The sequence below is a fragment of the Halomonas sp. Bachu 37 genome, assembly GCF_039691755.1.
Taxonomy (GTDB): domain Bacteria; phylum Pseudomonadota; class Gammaproteobacteria; order Pseudomonadales; family Halomonadaceae; genus Vreelandella; species Vreelandella kashgarensis.
On sequence record NZ_CP137552.1, the window covers coordinates 605,634 to 623,552 of the forward strand.

General features: G+C 58.3%; 13 protein-coding genes. 12 read left to right on the plus strand and 1 reads right to left on the minus strand.

From position 1 onward, the window contains the following. Positions 1–441 precede the first annotated feature (441 nt). The 6 genes from R5M92_RS02720 (at position 442) to R5M92_RS02745 (ending at position 10,170) form a co-directional block, all read left to right on the plus strand. Positions 442–2,112: an AMP-binding protein gene (locus R5M92_RS02720; protein WP_346797659.1), complete on the plus strand. Its 1,671-nt coding sequence runs from the start codon at positions 442–444 to the stop codon at positions 2,110–2,112. A 226-nt stretch (positions 2,113–2,338) separates the two neighbouring features. After that, entirely contained in the window at positions 2,339–6,301 is a 3,963-nt protein-coding gene (hrpA, locus tag R5M92_RS02725; protein WP_346799220.1) for an ATP-dependent RNA helicase HrpA, read from the plus strand. Between the two features lie 148 nt (positions 6,302–6,449). Further along, a complete protein-coding gene (locus R5M92_RS02730) occupies positions 6,450–7,571 on the plus strand; it encodes a beta-ketoacyl-ACP synthase III (protein ID WP_346797661.1) in 1,122 nt (373 codons plus the stop codon). Between the two features lie 23 nt (positions 7,572–7,594). After that, the gene (locus tag R5M92_RS02735) at positions 7,595–8,437 is read left to right on the plus strand and encodes a VacJ family lipoprotein (RefSeq protein ID WP_346797663.1); all 843 of its coding nucleotides are present in this window, start codon (positions 7,595–7,597) and stop codon (positions 8,435–8,437) included. A gap of 28 nt (positions 8,438–8,465) precedes the next feature. Next, the gene (locus R5M92_RS02740; RefSeq protein WP_346797665.1) at positions 8,466–9,662 is read left to right on the plus strand and encodes a PP2C family protein-serine/threonine phosphatase; all 1,197 of its coding nucleotides are present in this window, start codon (positions 8,466–8,468) and stop codon (positions 9,660–9,662) included. Continuing rightward, positions 9,652–10,170, plus strand: coding sequence for an STAS domain-containing protein (locus R5M92_RS02745; protein WP_346797667.1), 519 nt, complete (start codon positions 9,652–9,654; stop codon positions 10,168–10,170). Before R5M92_RS02740 ends, R5M92_RS02745 begins: the two co-directional genes overlap by 11 nt. Before the next feature lie 128 nt (positions 10,171–10,298). On the opposite strand, the gene tal is transcribed toward R5M92_RS02745, so the two are convergent. Then, positions 10,299–11,237 (minus strand): transaldolase, encoded by a 939-nt coding sequence (gene tal / locus R5M92_RS02750; RefSeq protein ID WP_346797669.1) that lies wholly within the window; start codon positions 11,235–11,237, stop codon positions 10,299–10,301. 124 nt (positions 11,238–11,361) lie between these two features. On the opposite strand from tal, the gene R5M92_RS02755 reads away from it, so the two are divergent. From R5M92_RS02755 to pstB, 6 genes are all read left to right on the plus strand, one after another. Beyond that, on the plus strand, positions 11,362–12,543 hold the full coding sequence (locus R5M92_RS02755) for a Bcr/CflA family multidrug efflux MFS transporter (protein ID WP_346797670.1): 1,182 nt from the start codon (positions 11,362–11,364) through the stop codon (positions 12,541–12,543). Between the two features lie 11 nt (positions 12,544–12,554). Next, entirely contained in the window at positions 12,555–13,277 is a 723-nt protein-coding gene (locus R5M92_RS02760) for a sulfite exporter TauE/SafE family protein (RefSeq protein WP_417339049.1), read from the plus strand. A 115-nt stretch (positions 13,278–13,392) separates the two neighbouring features. Further along, a complete protein-coding gene (locus R5M92_RS02765) occupies positions 13,393–14,403 on the plus strand; it encodes a substrate-binding domain-containing protein (RefSeq protein ID WP_346797673.1) in 1,011 nt (336 codons plus the stop codon). A gap of 97 nt (positions 14,404–14,500) precedes the next feature. Continuing rightward, complete coding sequence (gene pstC / locus R5M92_RS02770) at positions 14,501–15,751, plus strand: phosphate ABC transporter permease subunit PstC (protein WP_346797675.1); 1,251 nt, start codon at positions 14,501–14,503, stop codon at positions 15,749–15,751. A gap of 18 nt (positions 15,752–15,769) precedes the next feature. Beyond that, entirely contained in the window at positions 15,770–16,936 is a 1,167-nt protein-coding gene (gene pstA, locus R5M92_RS02775) for a phosphate ABC transporter permease PstA (protein WP_346797676.1), read from the plus strand. Positions 16,937–17,034: 98 nt separating this feature from the next. Continuing rightward, positions 17,035–17,802: a phosphate ABC transporter ATP-binding protein PstB gene (gene pstB, locus R5M92_RS02780; RefSeq protein ID WP_417339111.1), complete on the plus strand. Its 768-nt coding sequence runs from the start codon at positions 17,035–17,037 to the stop codon at positions 17,800–17,802. Positions 17,803–17,919 lie beyond the last annotated feature (117 nt).

The window sequence follows — 17,919 nt, forward strand, 5'->3', positions numbered from 1 at the left end:
CAGCCGGATAGTCCGGCTGGCAGGAAAAACAGACCACCTAAGGTGGTTAGAAAATGATCGCTGACTCGGTGATTTTGCTACTCTGAGTCCTTCAGTCGCTCAGAGGCTAATTGATCAGCGGTTCCTTAAGCGTTAAGCCGTCCTTATGCCTAGTATTGCTTACGCTTAAGTGTTAGCAGACATGCCGGCAAACCTGCTTCCATTATCAAGTAGCTTGATGGTTGTGAGGCTAAAGTTGAAACGCAGGTTTCAATCGCTCGTTTTACAGCTTGGAGACGGTGGTTTATCGTATATCCCGACTTGCGAAGGTAATCACCGCGCAGGAAAAAGCAATGGTCTCCATACCGGGTTCGAGGGCAGATGGCTTCTGCAACGAACTGGCAACGCGGGGACCATCGCTTACGCCATGTCACTTGTCAGAATAACAAACGGAGATTGCCCATGAGCGAGCACGCCAATGCACCGGTACTACAGGGGCCTGCACTGGAAGGTCTGGATCAGTACGACTCCGTCACCGATGTGTTTCATGCGGCGGTCGGCCGTTTCAAGACGAAGCCGGCGTTTTCCTGCATGGGACGGACGCTGACGTTCGATGATCTGGATCGTCTTTCGGGAGATTTTGCCGCCTGGCTGCAGCATGAAACCAATCTCGAGCCAGGTGATCGAATCGCCATCCAGTTGCCCAACCTGCTGCAGTTTCCCGTAGCGGTATTCGGCGCCCTGCGTGCCGGTCTGGTGGTGGTCAATACCAATCCGCTCTACACCGAGCGGGAAATGGCCCATCAGTTCAAGGACTCCGGTGCCAAGGCAATCGTGATTCTAGCCAACATGGCCGACAAGCTCGAAAGAATCCTCGACAAGACCGATATCCAGCATGTGGTTGTCACCCAAATCGCCGATTTGCATGGCTTTCCCAAGCGCTTGTTGATCAATGCCGCCGTCAAATACGTCAAGAAAATGGTGCCTTCCTACTCGCTACCGGGCGCGGTGTCGATGCGCGATGCCCTCGGCAAGGGCGCTTCATTGAATCATCGGGATATCCAGCGTAGCCCGCACGACCTGGCGGCATTGCAATACACCGGTGGCACGACGGGCATGCCCAAGGGCGCCATGCTGACCCACGAGAACCTGATCGCCAACATGCTTCAGGCACGTACCGCGATCGGTGCCAACCTGAGTGATGGCGAAGAGCTGATTATTGCTCCGCTACCGGTTTATCATATCTATACCTTTACCGTTAATTGCCTGTTTTTGATGGAGACTGGCAACCATTCGGTATTGATTACCAATCCTCGTGATCTGGATGGCTTCATCAAGGAGCTGAAAAAGCTCCCTTTCACGGGGTTCATCGGGTTGAATACGCTGTTCAATGCGCTGTGCAACCGTGATGACTTCAGACAGCTCGACTTCTCCAAGCTTCATCTGACCATTTCTGGCGGCATGGCGCTGACCAGGCCCGCCGCCAAGCGCTGGGAGGAGGTCACCGGTTGCCCGATCGCCGAAGGTTACGGTCTTACCGAAACGTCTCCCATCGTCAGCTTCAATCCCACCGACGCGATTCAATTGGGTACCATCGGCAAGCCGGTGGCCGGTACCGCGGTCAAGGTTGTCGATGCGGATAACAATGATGTTGCACTGGGCGAGCCGGGCGAGCTCTGCGTGAAGGGACCTCAGGTCATGAAAGGGTACTGGCAGCGCGAAGAGGAGACCGCTGCTTCGGTGGATGCCGAGGGTTGGTTCCATACGGGCGATATCGCCGTTCTCCAGGATGACGGCTACATCCGTATCGTCGACCGCAAGAAGGACATGATTCTGGTCTCGGGTTTCAATGTCTATCCCAACGAAGTGGAAGATGTCGTGGCAGCTCACCCGGATGTCGTGGAGTCCGCTGCTGTGGGAGTTGCTGACGAGAATAGCGGTGAAGCCATCAAACTTTTCGTCGTATCCAAGAACCCTGAGCTTACGGCGGAAAGCCTGCGGGCCTGGTGCAAGAAGGAACTGACCGGCTACAAGGTGCCCAGATACATCGAATTCCGCGATGAACTTCCCAAGACCAATGTCGGCAAGGTTCTGCGGCGCCAATTGCGTGATGAAAAACCGGAGTCTGCGTAAGCCGTGGTGTTCTCGCAAGACTAGCAAAGACTTTGGTTGCCGCCTGTCCGTCTCCGCGTTTTTCCCACACGCATTAGGCGCACTTGGTGCGACAGCGTTACAATGAACTGCTCGCCTCGTCATCGAGGCGAGTGGTTTTTTTGTTACTGACGTTTCTGTGACTGGCATTTCTGTGACTGGAGTAGCTGTTCCCATCGTGACCCCTGATTCTCACCAATCCCCCGAAATGACCGCACCAACGTTGCATGCCATCAGGCAAGGCCTGGGGAGCGTCATGCTGCGTGATGCCTATCGCCTGGAGAACAAGTTAGGCGGCCTGGAAAGACGTGTACGCGAAGGCAAGCCGGTGAATCGTGGCGTAGGCGAGCTGCAGCGGGAATTCAGCCGAGCGCGAGCGGTCCTGGCCCGCCGTCAGGCCCAGCCAGTCACGCTCAATTATCCGCCGGACCTGCCCGTGGTCGAGCGGCGGCAGGATATTCTCAAGGCTCTGGAACAGCACCAGGTTGTAGTTGTGGCGGGGGAGACCGGTTCGGGCAAGACGACTCAGCTACCCAAGCTCTGTCTCGAGCTGGGATTGGGTCGACGCGGCTTAATCGGCCATACCCAGCCTCGTCGTCTGGCCGCACGGTCGGTGGCGACCCGCCTGGCGGAGGAACTTGAAGTCCCGCTGGGCGAGCAGGTCGGCTATCAGGTGCGCTTCACCGACCAGAGCAGCGAGTCGACACTGGTCAAGCTGATGACCGATGGCATCCTGCTGGCGGAAACCCAACATGACCCCCAGCTCAAACGCTACGATGCGATCATTATCGACGAAGCCCACGAACGTAGCCTCAATATCGATTTCCTGTTGGGGTATCTGAAGCGCCTGTTGCCCAAACGGCCCGACCTGAAAGTCATCATCACCTCGGCGACCATCGATGTGGAGCGCTTTGCGGCACACTTCGGCAGTGTGGAAAAGCCGGCCCCCGTGGTTGCGGTATCCGGGCGCACTTATCCCGTCGAGACTCACTATCGCCCTCTGGTGCGCGACGCCGAGGATGAAGAAGACCGTACCCTGCAGGAGGGGATTCTCCACGCAGTGGAGGAGATCGCAATCATCGAGCGTGAGAAGGGCTGGCTCCACGGCCCGCGAGATGTGCTGGTATTTCTCCCGGGAGAGCGGGAAATCCGTGAGACCGCCGACACCCTGCGCCGTGCCGATTTGCGCGACACCGAGATATTGCCCCTCTACGCGCGGCTCTCCAACGCCGAACAGAACCGCGTCTTCAGCGCGCACCGTGGCCGCCGTATCGTCCTGGCCACCAATGTGGCGGAAACGTCGCTGACCGTGCCGGGCATCCGCTACGTGATCGATCCGGGGCTTGTGCGTATCAGTCGCTACAGTTATCGCGCCAAGATCCAGCGCTTGCCGGTGGAGGCTGTGAGCCAGGCCAGCGCCAACCAGCGCAAGGGGCGTTGTGGCCGGGTGGCGCCGGGGGTCTGTATCCGCCTCTATGGTGAAGAGGATTTCCTTGGCCGACCGGAGTTCACCGACCCCGAAATCCAGCGTACCAACCTGGCGTCGGTGATTCTCTCGATGCTGGCGCTCAAGCTGGGCGATATCGAGAAATTTCCCTTTGTCGATCCACCTGATTCGCGATTTGTCAAGGATGGGTTTCGCCTGTTGTTCGAGCTGGGCGCGGTCAGCGAGCAGCAGCGCCTGACTCCGATGGGGCGCAAGCTGGCCCGCTTGCCCATCGACCCGCGCCTGGCGCGCATGGTGCTGGCAGGAGCCGAGCGGGGCAGCTTGCGCGATGTACTTATCGTGGTCTCGGCCCTGGCGATTCAGGACCCCCGCGAACGTCCGGCGGACAAGCGTCAGGCAGCCGACCAGGCTCACCAGCGCTGGCATGATCCCGATTCCGATTTTGTCGCCCTGCTCAATGTATGGCATGGCTTCGACAATGCTCGGGAGTCGCTTTCAGGCAACCGGCTGCGCCGTTGGTGTCGCGATCATTTCCTCAATTATCTGCGCTTGCGCGAATGGCATGATACGTTTCGCCAGCTGCGCCAATTGCTGCGTGACATGGACATCGAAGTGCCGCCACCGCCGCCTCGCGATGCCGATGAAAGCGAAGAGCAAGCGCGCCAGATGCGGCGCAAGACGTCGGACAAGATGCACCAGGCGCTGTTGGCCGGGCTGCTCTCGAACCTTGGTCAATTGCTGGAAAATCGCGAATACCTCGGGGCGCGTAATCGCAAGTTCATGATTCATCCCGGCTCGGGGCTGGCCAAGAAAACGCCTAAATGGCTCATGGCATTCGAACTAGTGGAAACCTCGCGGCTGTTTGCCCGGACTGTGGCCAGGATCGACCCCAAATGGATAGAGCCGCAGGCGGAACATCTGGTCAAGCGTTCCTATAGCGAGCCGCACTGGGAGATGAAACGTGCCCAGGTAGTCGCCTTTGAACAGGTGACGCTGTTCGGTCTGCCGATCGTGGCACGCCGCAAGGTGCATTTCGGCCCGGTGGACCCCGAGCTTTCCCGGGAAATCTTCATTCGCCGAGCTCTGGTGGAAGGGGAGTTTCGTACCCGGGGCGACTTCTTCGACCACAACCGCGCCTTGATCGCAGAGGTCGAGGCCCTTGAGGATCGTGCCCGGCGTCGGGATATTCTCGTCGATGAGGAGACGCTGTTCGCCTTCTACGATGAGCGGATTCCCGAAGGTATCGTCAACGGCAAGGGGTTCGAACATTGGCGCAAGGAGGCCGAGCGGCACCAGCCGGATCTGCTCAAGTTCGACCGCGCGGCGTTGCAGGCAAGGGACGCGCAGGATATTACCGAGCAACAGTACCCAGAACATATCACTCTCGGGGGCGTGGTGTACCCGCTGCATTACCACTTTTCGCCGGGCGCTGAAGATGACGGGGTGACGTTGACCGTTCCCGCGGCGATGCTGCCGCAACTGCCCAAGGCACAGCTGGAGTGGCTGGTGCCGGGGCTGCTGCGGGAAAAGTGCATCGCGCTGTTGAAATCACTGCCCAAATCCGTACGCCGCCAGGTAGTGCCGATTCCCGACTGGGTAGATGCAGCCCTGGAGACGCTGATGCCGGAAAACCGGCCTTTGACCGACGCCTTGGGAGAGTTCATCCGCAGGCGGACTGGCGCGCGGGTGCATCCGGACGACTGGCGCCTGGAGCAGCTCGAACCCCACTTGATCATGAATCTAAAGGTTGTTGACCATGCGGGGGAAACGCTGGGACAAGGACGCGATGCCCGTGAACTGGAGAAGCGCTTCGAAGCCGCTGCGGGCGAAGGGGCCAGGGCCTTGGCCGAGCAGGCCGCCGGGGAACCTGCCCTGGAAGGTATGCCCGAAACCCCACTTCCCGAATCGCGGGTCACCACTCAGGCGGGAATTCGGGTGGAGGCCTTTCCCGCCCTGGTGGCGCACGGCAAACAGTTCAGAGTCGAGTTGTTCGATCATCCCGACAAGGCCTCGCTGGCGCATCGAGAGGGCATTGCGCGGCTGGCCATGGTGCGCCTGCCGGAGCAGGTCAAGGCGATACGTCGGCTGAAGGGAGTGGAAACTTGCGCGTTGCTGTTTGCCAAGGTGGGCAGCAAGCAGGCGCTGATGGATGACTTGGTGCTGGCCGTTTTCCAGGAGGTGATGGCGAAAGCTCCCTTGCCCCGTTCCCGTGACGAGTTAGACCAGCGTCTGAAAATCGGCCAGAGTGAACTGATAACGCAAGCCGAACACAAGGTGACGCAGGTAAGGGACGCGCTGGAAGGGCATCTTGCGGTCAGCAAGGAGTTGAAGGGAAATCTTAATTTTTCCTTGGCGTTGATCTATAACGACGTCAAGGCGCAAATGCGCCAACTGGTATATCCCGGATTCATCACTCAGTCGGGCACGTGGTTGAGCGAGTACCCACGTTATACCCAGGCGGCTCTGATCCGTTTGGAAAAGGCCCCGCGAGAACGGGGCCGCGACCAAATGCTGATGCAGGATGTCCAAGCCTTGGAAGCTCGCTGGAACGCCCGCCGTGAAAGCGAGAGGAGAGGTGAGGTAGAAGACCCCGAGCTTGTGGCATTCGGCTGGTGGTTGCAGGAGTTACGGGTCTCGCTTTTCGCGCAGCAGTTGGGTACCGCGATGCCGGTATCGGTCAAGCGCCTGGAGAAGCAGTGGCAGGAAATCATTGGCAGCGTTTAGGGTTTGGCTGGCAAAAATGCTCACGAGCGCACAAAGTTAATCTAATGCCTTCTGTGATTGGACCTGGGTCTTTGCGTACTATCGAGCAGGGCGCAGCGCCAAGCGCGAACAGGAGGGCAAAGGCGGCACGCCTCAAGGGGAGAGATACATGACAAACGTGGTGATTACCGGCACAGGCCTGTTCACGCCGGAACACGCCATTGACAATGATGCCTTGGTGGCAACGTTCAATACCTGGGTGGATCGGGAAAATGCCCGTTACTCCCAGGCGATTGCCGCAGGTGAGCGCGAGCCGCTGGCATATTCCAGCAGCGAATTCATCGAAAAGGCCTCGGGCATCAAGAGCCGTTATGTGTTGGATGCCACGGGTATCCTGGATCCCGAGCGCATGCGCCCCAGGCTACCGGTTCGCCAGAATGACGAGCCTTCCATTCAGTGTGAAATGGCACTCGATGCAGCACGCCAGGCGCTGACCGCTGCCGGGGTGAAAGCGCAGGATATCGATCTGGTGATCGTTGCCTGTTCCAACCTTGAGCGGGCCTATCCTGCCGTGGCCGTGGAGCTGCAGGATGCCCTGGGAGCCGGTGGCTACGGCTATGATATGAACGTCGCCTGTTCATCGGCAACGTTTGCCCTGGAGGCCGCAGCCAACGCCATCGTCTCCGGCAGCGTCAAGCGCGCACTGGTCGTCAATCCCGAGATATGTTCTGCCCACCTGAACTTTCGCGACCGCGATAGTCATTTCATCTTCGGCGATGCCTGTACGGCGATGGTGCTGGAAGCTGACGATATCGCCACTGCGCCGACCCGCTTCGAAATACTGGGAACGCGCCTGGTCACGCGCTTTTCCAATGCCATTCGCAACAATGCAGGCTTTCTGAATCGGGTGACCGACAGCGATCCGTTGGAAAGCGACAAGTTGTTCGTCCAGGAAGGCCGTCGCGTATTCAAGGAAGTCTGTCCGCTGGTGGCCAAGCTGATCACTGATCACCTCGCTTCGTTGGAACTCAGCGGTGAGGACGTGACGCGAATGTGGTTGCACCAGGCCAATCGCCACATGAACGACCTGATTGGCCGAAAGGTGCTGGGGTTCGAGCCGGATGAAACCCAGGCACCGATTATTCTGGACCACTATGCCAACACAAGCTCGGCGGGGTCGATCATTGCCTTTCACCTGCACCATGACCAGCTCGAGACCGGTGACATCGGCGTGATCTGTTCCTTCGGCGCCGGTTATAGTGCCGGCAGCGTCGTGGTACGTCGCTGTTGATGGCAATTAAGGAGGTTGTAGCCATGACCCTATCGATACGTAACACCTTGCCGGTAGCGCTTGTTGCCGCAATGCTTTCGGGTTGTGCCGGGGCGCAGGTGGAAGAGCGCCATCCCGACGACCCATGGGAAGGCTTCAACCGTCGTGTATTTGCCTTCAATGATGTCCTGGACCGCTATGCGTTGCGCCCGGTGGCTAAAGGCTATCGAACCATTGCGCCGCAACCGGTACAGACCGGGGTAGGCAACTTTTTTTCCAATCTCGGCGAGATTCGCACCGCCTTGAATAGTGTGTTGCAAGGGGAAATGGGCAACGCGGCGACGGCGACGTCGCGATTTCTGATCAATTCCACCGTCGGGGTGGGCGGTCTGCTGGATTACGCCACCCATATGGAGATTACTGGACGCGAAGAGGATTTCGGCCAGACGCTGGGCGTCTGGGGGTGGGACGAATCTCGCTATCTGGTTCTGCCCTTGCTGGGGCCCAGCACCCTGCGGGATGCCACCGGCCTGCCGGCTGATAGAGCCACCTATCCTGTTGCTTACGTGGACGAGGAAGCGGTCAGGATGGGGCTTACCGCCTTGCGTATCGTCGATGCTCGTGCTGGTTTGCTCGACCAGGAGGAGCTGATACACGGGGACCGCTACAGCTTCATTCGCGATACTTACCTGCAGCGCCGCCGCTTCGAGATTCGGGATGGCGTCATGGATGACGACCCCTTCGCCATGGATGACTTCGACTTCAGCGATGCGAATTACGGCGAGGACCTGGGCGATGTGCCAGGGAGCGACGGAGAAATTGACAACGAGGAGCAAGCCAACCAACACCGGGACGACAGGGATGCCGGGGATACGGATTTTCAATGACGCGAATTTCGCCGACTGAGGTCTCTCGATGGAGCACACCAAGCACTTGATCGCCGTGATTGACGAGCCGGGGCGTGAACGGGATTCCCTAGCGGAGGCAGTCACCTGCGATGGCATGTCGGTCTTTGCCACGGAGGATATCGCCAAGCTTCCCGAGGAAACGGCATTGATCATTGCCCATGCGCGGGCGGTGCCCCGCCAGCAGTGGTCGCAACTCACCCGGCGGCTGCCGACCCTGGTGGTCAGTGATTCTCGTGAGGATGCAGATCTGCTCAAGGCAGTGGATATTGGCTTGGTGGACTACATTGTCCACCCCCTGCGTCATACCTCTTTATTGCGGCGCATGGTCAGCAAGGCGATCGAATTGCACCAACTGGCCCTGGAGCGAGACCGCGACCGCGAGCGCCTGGCGGAACTCAATGAAAGCCTTGAAACCCATCTAGCCCTGTTGCGTCTCGATCAACAGAGTGGCGGCCATGTACAGCGCCGCCTGCTGCCGGTACGTCCCAAGACCCTTAACGATGTGCATTTTGACTACTGGTTCGCTCCTTCGCTCTATCTTTCGGGGGACTTTCTCGATTATCAAGCGTATAACCAGCGCTACAGTACCTTCTACTTTGCCGATGTCTCGGGCCATGGGGCTTCATCGGCCTTCGTCACGGTATTGCTGAAATACCTTTGCAATCGCTGGTTACAGGAGTGGGACGGAGAACAACCGGAATACCTGCCGTCCAACTGGCTTGCGGCCATGAACCGTGAGCTGCAGGGAACGGATATCGGTAAGCATGCCACCTTGTTTGTCGGAATCATTGACCACGAGCGTCGCTATCTTCACTATTCGCTCGGGGCTCAGCTTCCCATGCCATTACTCATGGCCGATGGCGAAGTGAAACGATTACCGGGAGAGGGGATGCCGGTAGGACTATTCCCCGACGTGGAGTATCCTTCCCTGGGCTGTCCGCTGCCCCCGCAATTCCGGTTGTGGTTGTGTTCGGATGGCGTACTGGAATGCTTGCCGGGTGAAACGCTCGACATGCGGCTCAAGGAACTCGAGCAAAAGGTAAGTGAGAGTGTCTCGCTGGAGCAGTTGCGCGAGCGTTTGGCGCTCGGTCACCTGACCTCCTCGGAAGAGGAAGCGGCGGGGATCGATGCCACGCAGAGTCGCGATGCCTTGCCCGACGACCTGACAATCATGATGTTGAGCGGATTTGGTCATGCTGATTGAGGAAGGCCGCATTAAAGCGGCGTTCGATTCCGGTGTTTTTGTATTGAAATTATGCGGTGACGTACGCTTGACGCTATGCGCCACCTTGGACTCTCAAGCCCAGCGTCTGGCGCAGACACCGGGGCTGCAGACCGTACTGATCGACCTGCGCGAAGCGACTAACGTGGACTCCACCGCCTTGGGGTTTCTGGCCAAGGTGGCCATGGCGGTAAAGGGGCGGCTGGAACAGCCTCCCACCATCATTGCGGATAATCCCGATGTCCGCAAGATGCTGGATGTCATGGGATTTTCGCGTTTTTTCACACTGATGGATGCGCCCTTGAAAGCGCCTATCGCCCTTGAGGAGGGGTTGGAGGATTTGCCCGAGGTCGCTGCTGATGAAGCGGCGCTGAGAGAGCGTATACTTGAGGCCCACCGCATACTGATGCGCATGAATGCGCACAATCGTGAGCAATTCCAGCCGCTGGTGGAAATGCTCGAGGCGCAAGAGGCAACCCCCCACCATTGAACTCTGCCAGATTTCTCTTTAGTACATACTTCCCGTGGTGGTGATGCCGGCTCGGTAATGCCAAAGCGATGACAGCCGGGCCGCCGTGAAAAGGCAGTCCCGGTTCGATCATGCCTTGCGCAACTCACTCAAGCCCTGCGCAACTCGCTAAGCAAGTCTTCGAGCCTGCGCTGATCGGCCATGAACTTGCGGATTCCTTCCGCCAGTTTATCGTTGGCCATTTCATCTTCATTCATCTGCCAGCGAAACGTGGCTTGATCCAGCGGTTCAGGCGCCGATTCCGCTGCTCCCGTGGGGCGCAGTTGGGCCTCTAGCTGTCCGGTCTCGGTGTCTAGCTCTTCGAGCAGGGCGGGCGAGATCGTCAATCGATCGCAGCCGGCCAGCGCGAGGATCTCACCGGTATTGCGAAAGCTGGCTCCCATGACGATGGTGCGATAGCCGTGCCCCTTGTAGTGCTCATATATTTGCTTGACGGAAGCGACGCCTGGGTCGCGGGCGCCCGAGAAGTCCGCTTGCGGATCGCGCTGCTTGTGCCAGTCGAGGATTCTGCCCACAAAGGGAGACACCAGCGTCACGCCTGCATCTGCACAGGCCTGGGCTTGGGTAAAATTGAACATCAATGTCAAGTTGGTGCGTATCCCTTCGCGTTCCAGTTGCTCGGCCGCCTGGATACCTTCCCAGGTCGATGCCATCTTTATCAAGATACGTTCTGGCCCGACTCCCTGGCGTGCGTAGCGCTCGATCAATGAACGAGCACGCGCCAAAGTGGCTTCCTTGTCGAAGGAGAGTCTGGCGCTTACCTCGGTGGAAACGTACCCCGGTACCAGGGCGCTGATTTCAGTGCCGATATCGACCGCAACGCGGTCGAGGGCAGCATCGATATCGGTACTGTCGCGGGCGATCTCGGCCAGGCGCTCGCGTCGCTCGGGCTGTTGGGCCGCCTGCAGTATCAACGAGGGGTTGGTAGTAGCGTCCTGCGGGGTGAAGCGACGAATCGTTTCCAGGTCGCCGGTATCGGCGACGACGGTGGTCATTTGCTTGAGTTGGGACAGCAGGCTGTGGGCCATGAGCAGCTCCTTGAGGCATATTGTGGCTTACTGTAGCAAGCGGCCGTTTTGAGGTACAGACGCCGACACGGCTGGTCAAATCGATTATCATTAGCCTCCTATCTAATTTATCGAGGAGCCTCACTTGCACTTGAATCCACGCCGAGTCGCGCTGCTGGTGGCGGCGAATACCGCTCTGGCACCCTTTGCCATCGATGCCTATCTACCCGCCTTGCCGGCATTGGCCGCCACGATCGACGCGAGCATTCACCATACCGAGCTATCGATCAGCGTCTTTCTGTTCGGTTTTGCCCTTGGCCAGCTGACTTGCGGGCCGCTATCGGACTGTGTCGGACGCAGGCCGGTACTGCTCGGGGGCTTGGCGGTATTCCTGCTGGCCAGTCTGGCGATCACACAAGCCGGCACGTTGCATCAGTTGTGGGCGCTGCGATTCGTGCAGGCATTGGGCGGCGGCGCGTGTGTGGTCAACTCCGCGGCGATCGTTCGCGACTGTTTCAGCGGTCGCGAGGCGGCCAGGGTCATGTCGACCATGGCGATGATCCTGATGCTGGCTCCTTTGGCCGCCCCAGCCGTAGGCAGCGGTTTGCTCTATCTGGCCGATTGGTGGTTGATTTTTGTCTTCCTGGCGGCCTATGCGGCATTTCTGATGTGGCTGATGGGGCGGTACCTGCCGGAGACGCGGGATATGACACGCCCGGCGGCATCGCCGAAACAGGTGCTGGTGAACTATGCCAGTGTATTGCAACATCGTGAGGCGATGGGCTACATCTGCGCGGCCGCGATGTCCTTCTCGGGCATGTTTGCCTTCATCACCGCCTCGCCGTTTCTGTACATGGAGCACTATGGCCTTAGCCCGGCCATGTACCCGGTGATTTTCGGGGCCAATGTGGTGGTCATGGCCAGCTCGACTCGCGTCAACATACGTCTTTTGAGCCGCCGCTCCCCGCAGCAGAATCTGCGACTCGGACTTGGCATACAACTGGTGGCAGCGACAGGGCTGGTGCTGGTGGTGGCGACAGGTGTCGATTCACTCTATACGGTGGTGCCGCTGGTCATGATGTTCATGGGCGTCATCGGCTTGATCGCTCCCAACGCCATTTCGTCGCTGCTCGAGCACTTCAGCCACATGAGCGCCACCGCCGCGGCCCTGCAGGGCAGCATCCAGTTTTCCTGTGGCGCGCTGGCCGGGGTGCTGGTCGGGGCCTTCGAGATAGACAGCGCATGGCCTATGGTGCTGACCATGCTGGCGGCGTCGACGATAGGCAATATCGGCCTGCGTCTATTGACTCCGCGCGTTACCTCATGAACGGGATGGCAATGGCGTGGATGGACATGACGCCGGGCACCTGGTGGGCGTGCGCTGGGGTACTGGCTCTGGGGGCCTTCGTTCAGCGTGCGACGGGTTTCGGCCTGGCGGTAATCGGAGCGCCACTACTGCTGATGCTGGAGCCCCGCTTGGTACCGGTCATATTGGTACTGTTCGGCTTGACCGTATCGCTGCTGATGGTACGTCATTACTGGCATGACGTGAGTCTGGATACTATCAGTGTAGCCCTGGTCGGGCGTTTGCCGGGCAATGCCCTGGGCATCTGGCTGTTGCTGGCGGCGCCCATGGTCATTCTGGAAAAGTTCATCGCGGTGATTGTGCTGTTCGCGGTGGCAGTGACGCTGTTTCGTTTCCGCCTGCCGGTAAACCGCGCCACGCTCTTCATAGCCGGCATCCTGTCGGGCATATTCGGCACGGTAGCCGCCATCGGCGGTCCACCCATCGTCTTGTTGATGCACGGTTTCCCACCGGATCGGTTACGCGGGAACCTGGCGGCATTCTTCATTCTTACCGCATCGCTGACACTGGCCACCCTGGCCTTGGCCGGACAAATCCATGGCTGGCATTTGCTCATGGCCTTGAGCTTCCTGCCGGCGGTACTGCTGGGTAACGCCCTGGCCGACAAGGTGGCGCATCGTCTGGACCGGCGCCTATTGCAGGGATGCTCGCTTGCGCTGTGCAGCCTGGCGGCGCTGGGGCTCTTGCTGCATTGAGCAGGGCTTAGTACACAACTTGTCTTTTATGAATCTCTTGTCATGAAGTTGTCATCGAAGGGGTGCAAGGTATGCCTTGCGAAGGCCAGATCCCTATATGACAGGAGTAATTCGCATGAACCGTATTCTAAAAACGACCGTGCTCGCGGCGGCTGTAATGAGCGTTGCCGGTGTTGCCCAGGCGCGCGATCAAATTCGTATCGTTGGCTCCAGTACTGTTTATCCGTTTGCCAGCTATGTGACCGAAGAGTTTGGTGCCACCACCGGCAACCCCACGCCTGTTATCGAATCGACCGGTTCGGGTGGTGGTCTACGCCTGTTCTGTAATGGTGTCGGAGAAGGAACTCCAGATATCACCAACGCCTCTCGCCGTATGAAGGTCTCCGAGTTCGAGCGCTGTGAAGAGAATGGTGTTACTGACATTACCGAAGCCAAGGTCGGCTCCGACGGCATCGTGCTGGGCCAGTCAAGCGAAAACGAAGACTTCGATTTAACTCTCGAGCAACTCTTCCTGGCGGTAGCGGCTCATGTGCCGGTGGATGGCGAGCTGGTCGACAACCCCTACACCAAGTGGAGCGATATCGACTCCTCCCTGCCAGACCGGGAAATCTCCATCTACGGACCGCCGACTACCTCGGGCACCCGTGACGCCTTCGAAGAGCTGGTCATGGAAGCCGCGTCTGAAGAGATGGATGAGTACGAGGAAGCCTACTCCGAGATTCGTTCTGATGGTGTCTACATCGATGCTGGTGAAAACGACAACCTGATCGTTCAGCGGTTATCTGAAGACACTAAAGCCTTTGGCATCTTCGGTTACTCATTCCTGGTCGAAAACTCGGACAACATCAGTGCCGCCACCATTGAGGGCGTCGAGCCTGAAGTCGAAGCGATCAGCTCTGGTGACTATCCTGTTGCGCGTTCACTGTGGTTCTACCTGAAGAACCAGCATGGCGATGAAGTACCCGCCATGTACGAATACGCCAACATGTTCATGGATGAGATGATGATTGGTGAAGATGGATACCTGGTTGATATCGGCTTGATTCCGCTACCTGAAGAAGAGCGCGAAGAAGCCCGTCAGAAAGTTGCAGATCGTGCTCAGCTCGCGGCGTCCGACCTGAAGTGACACAGTGATCTCCAGAGTGAGCGAGGCCGGCAGCGTAAGCTGTCGGCCCGTTATGATTGAAGATAGTTCGTTATTCGGTGACGACGTGAGAGAGACGATGCAGACCAACCAGCTTCTACTGATGTTTTGCGGTGCGTTATTGCTGCTGGGGCTGCTGGCGTTCTTTGCTGGCCGTTCAAAAGCCGCTCGCTTGCGCGGCGCAGGCACGGTCATGTTTGCGCAGCCCGAGCAATATGCCTGGTTCACGGTGCTCTCCACCGCAGGGCCTGCGGTACTCGTGGGGGCGCTAGGAGCGCTTGTGCTGCTGCTCCTGGGAGCAGATATTCCGACTTTGTATTTATTGGCGGCGAGTCTGGTCGTGGCGGCTATAGGTTTGACGGTCAGCCTTGCCCAGGTGCGTCCTGATTTTCACGCCCGCCAGGCCATCGAACGCGTGATTCGCCTGACTCTGGCCGGGGCGGCGCTGATTTCCATCTTCACCACGTTCGGCATTCTGTTCTCGATTATTTCCGAGGCGCTGCGCTTTTTTCAGATGCACAGCTTCTGGGAGTTCATTACCGGCACGACGTGGAATCCGGGAGCAAGCTTTCTAGCGTCCGCGGGTCGCGGTGACGGCAGTGGTGCCGAGTTTGGTTCGGTACCGCTGTTTGCCGGTACCTTTATGATTACCGCCATCGCCATGCTGGTGGCGGTACCCATCGGTTTGCTATCGGCAATTTACATGTCCGAGTATGCGCCGCGCAATGTGCGCACTATCGCCAAGCCGGTGCTGGAAGTATTGGCGGGTATTCCCACGGTGGTCTATGGCTTTTTTGCCGCCATTACCGTCGCCCCGCTCATCGTCAATATCGCCGGCTTCTTCGGGCTTGATGCGTCTTACAACAACGCCGTCGCCCCCGGCGTGGTGATGGGAGTCATGATTATCCCGTTCATCTCGTCGCTTTCCGATGATGTGATCAATTCCGTCCCCGATAGCATGCGCCAGGGATCGCTGGCCTTGGGGATGACGAAAGGGGAAACCATCCGCGATGTCGTGGTGCCGGCCGCGCTGCCGGGGATTATCTCCGCGGCGCTCCTGGGGATGTCGCGTGCGCTGGGCGAAACCATGATCGTGGTGATGGCGGCTGGCATGCGGCCCAACCTGACCGCCAACCCGCTCGAGGACATGACCACGGTCACCGTGCGTATCGTGGCGGCCCTTACCGGCGATCAGGAGTTTGAAAGTGCCGAAACGTTATCAGCGTTTGCGCTGGGTCTGGTGCTGTTCATTGTCACGCTCTCGCTCAATCTGGTGTCTGTGCTGATGATCCGACGTTTTCGCGAAAAGTATCGCGTGAATAACCTGTAACGCCGAGGAACTGTTTCGATGAACCACTCTTTTGATGACATCAGCCAGCAGCTCAAGCGGCGTCACCGTAAGTCCGCTCGCCTCAAATGGGTCTCGATGGGTTCGCTCGGCCTGGCGGGTCTGTTTCTGGTGTTCTTTTTCGCCGACATGTTGAGTAAAGGCCTGCCGGCTTTCCAGCAGGCTTATATATACACCGAGATCAACTATAACCAGGAGGCGGCCAGCGACGGTCGGCGAGCATTCGACGAGGAGTTGTTGCCGCTGATCAGCCGCACGGTGGTGCGAGTGATTCCGAACGAGCTGCGTAACAATCCCGACTTGATCGGCACCAGTGAAACCCGGTGGGTACTGGCAAAAAGTGAGGTAGATCAATACCTGAAAGGGCACCGGAATCGTTTGAGTGAAGATGAGCAAGAGGCGATTGAGACTCGCGTAGAAGCCGGACAGGTCGATCTACGATTCAATACCACCTTCTTTGGCACGGGAGATTCCAAGATCGCCGGGAATGCAGGCCTCCTGTCGGCAGTGGTCGGTACCGTCATGACGATGATCGTCACGCTCGCCATCTCCTTTCCGATCGGCGTCATGACGGCGATTTACCTGGAGGAATTTGCCCCCGACAATCGCTTTACCCAGGCGATTGAAATCAACATCAATAATCTTGCTGCCATCCCTTCGATTCTGTTCGGCCTATTGGGCTTGGCGATCTTCATCAACTTCTTCGGCGTGCCGCGCTCATCGCCCCTGGCGGGTGGTATGACGTTGGCATTGATGACGCTGCCGGTGATCATCATCGCAACGCGTACCGCCCTACGTAGCGTACCGGACTCCATCCGGCACGCCGCCTTTGGAGTCGGTTGCTCGCGCTGGCAGGTGGTGCGCGATCACGTTCTACCCTTGGCGATGCCGGGCATCATGACCGGTTCCATTATCGGTCTCGCACAAGCGATGGGAGAAACGGCGCCGCTGATCATCGTCGGTATGGTGGCCTTTATTCCCGATGTATCGGCCTCCTTCACCCAGGCCGCCACGGTATTGCCGGCGCAGATATTTACCTGGGCAGGCGAGCCGGAACAGGCATTCGTGGAAAAAACCGCCGGCGGTATCCTGGTGCTGCTCACCATACTCATCTCACTCAACGCCTTTGCCGTTGTGTTACGCAAGAAATTCGAGCGTCGCTGGTAAGCCGGGGCGTTATAGAGGAAATACTCATGAATAGCCAAGCACACGTTATGACTCAGCAGCACACTCCAGCGGTAGGGCAGCCCTACACACGTAATGATATGGCTTGCCATGACTTGAGTATCCGGGTTCGTGACTTGAACCTGTGGTATGGCAAGTCGCAGGCACTGAAAGGAATCAATATCGACCTGTTTCAGAAAAATGTCACTGCTTTGATCGGCCCGTCGGGTTGCGGTAAATCGACGTTCCTGCGTTGTCTGAACCGCATGAATGACTTGATTCCCAGTGTACGTACCGAAGGGCTGGTCGAGATGGACGGGCAGGACGTCAACGCGGCCAAAATGGATGAAGTCGCGCTACGCCGCCGGGTGGGGATGGTGTTCCAGAAGCCGAACCCGTTTCCCAAGTCGATCTACGAAAATATTGCCTACGCCCCCCGCATGCACGACCTGGTCAGTCACAAGGCCGACCAGGAAGAACTCGTCGAAAAGGCACTGCGCGACGCAGGGTTGTGGAATGAAGTCAAAGACAAGCTGCAGGAGCCGGGCACATCCCTTTCCGGTGGCCAGCAGCAGCGGCTGTGCATCGCCCGCGCAATTGCAGTGCAGCCTGATGTGATTCTGATGGATGAGCCCACATCCGCCCTCGACCCCATTTCGACGGCGACGATAGAAGACTTGATGGACAAGCTCAAAGAGCAGTTCACCATTATCACGGTGACCCACAACATGCAGCAGGCGGCACGGGTGGCGGATTACACGGCGTTCTTTCATCTGGGAGAGATCATCGAGTACAACGACACCAAGGTGATGTTCTCGACGCCAGCGCAGAAGAAAACCGAAGATTATATATCGGGACGCTATGGTTAAGCGAGGCTTTCCCCGCAGGCCTGCCGCAAGCGGGTAGGCCTGTTTATCTGCGCATTTTTTTAAGCACTAATATATGTTTTTCCATATATAGAAATTATGCTTTATTCGATGGATAAC

Bases quoted from the DNA above. Each gene is read 5' to 3' on its own strand.
- R5M92_RS02720 (WP_346797659.1), top strand. From the start codon at position 442: ATGAGCGAGCACGCCAATGCACCGGTACTACAGGGGCCTGCACTGGAA.
- hrpA (WP_346799220.1), top strand. From the start codon at position 2,339: ATGACCGCACCAACGTTGCATGCCATCAGGCAAGGCCTGGGGAGCGTC.
- R5M92_RS02730 (WP_346797661.1), top strand. From the start codon at position 6,450: ATGACAAACGTGGTGATTACCGGCACAGGCCTGTTCACGCCGGAACAC.
- R5M92_RS02735 (WP_346797663.1), top strand. From the start codon at position 7,595: ATGACCCTATCGATACGTAACACCTTGCCGGTAGCGCTTGTTGCCGCA.
- R5M92_RS02740 (WP_346797665.1), top strand. From the start codon at position 8,466: ATGGAGCACACCAAGCACTTGATCGCCGTGATTGACGAGCCGGGGCGT.
- R5M92_RS02745 (WP_346797667.1), top strand. From the start codon at position 9,652: ATGCTGATTGAGGAAGGCCGCATTAAAGCGGCGTTCGATTCCGGTGTT.
- tal (WP_346797669.1), bottom strand. From the start codon at position 11,237: ATGGCCCACAGCCTGCTGTCCCAACTCAAGCAAATGACCACCGTCGTC.
- R5M92_RS02760 (WP_417339049.1), top strand. From the start codon at position 12,555: ATGGCGTGGATGGACATGACGCCGGGCACCTGGTGGGCGTGCGCTGGG.
- R5M92_RS02765 (WP_346797673.1), top strand. From the start codon at position 13,393: ATGAACCGTATTCTAAAAACGACCGTGCTCGCGGCGGCTGTAATGAGC.
- pstC (WP_346797675.1), top strand. From the start codon at position 14,501: ATGCAGACCAACCAGCTTCTACTGATGTTTTGCGGTGCGTTATTGCTG.
- pstA (WP_346797676.1), top strand. From the start codon at position 15,770: ATGAACCACTCTTTTGATGACATCAGCCAGCAGCTCAAGCGGCGTCAC.
- pstB (WP_417339111.1), top strand. From the start codon at position 17,035: ATGGCTTGCCATGACTTGAGTATCCGGGTTCGTGACTTGAACCTGTGG.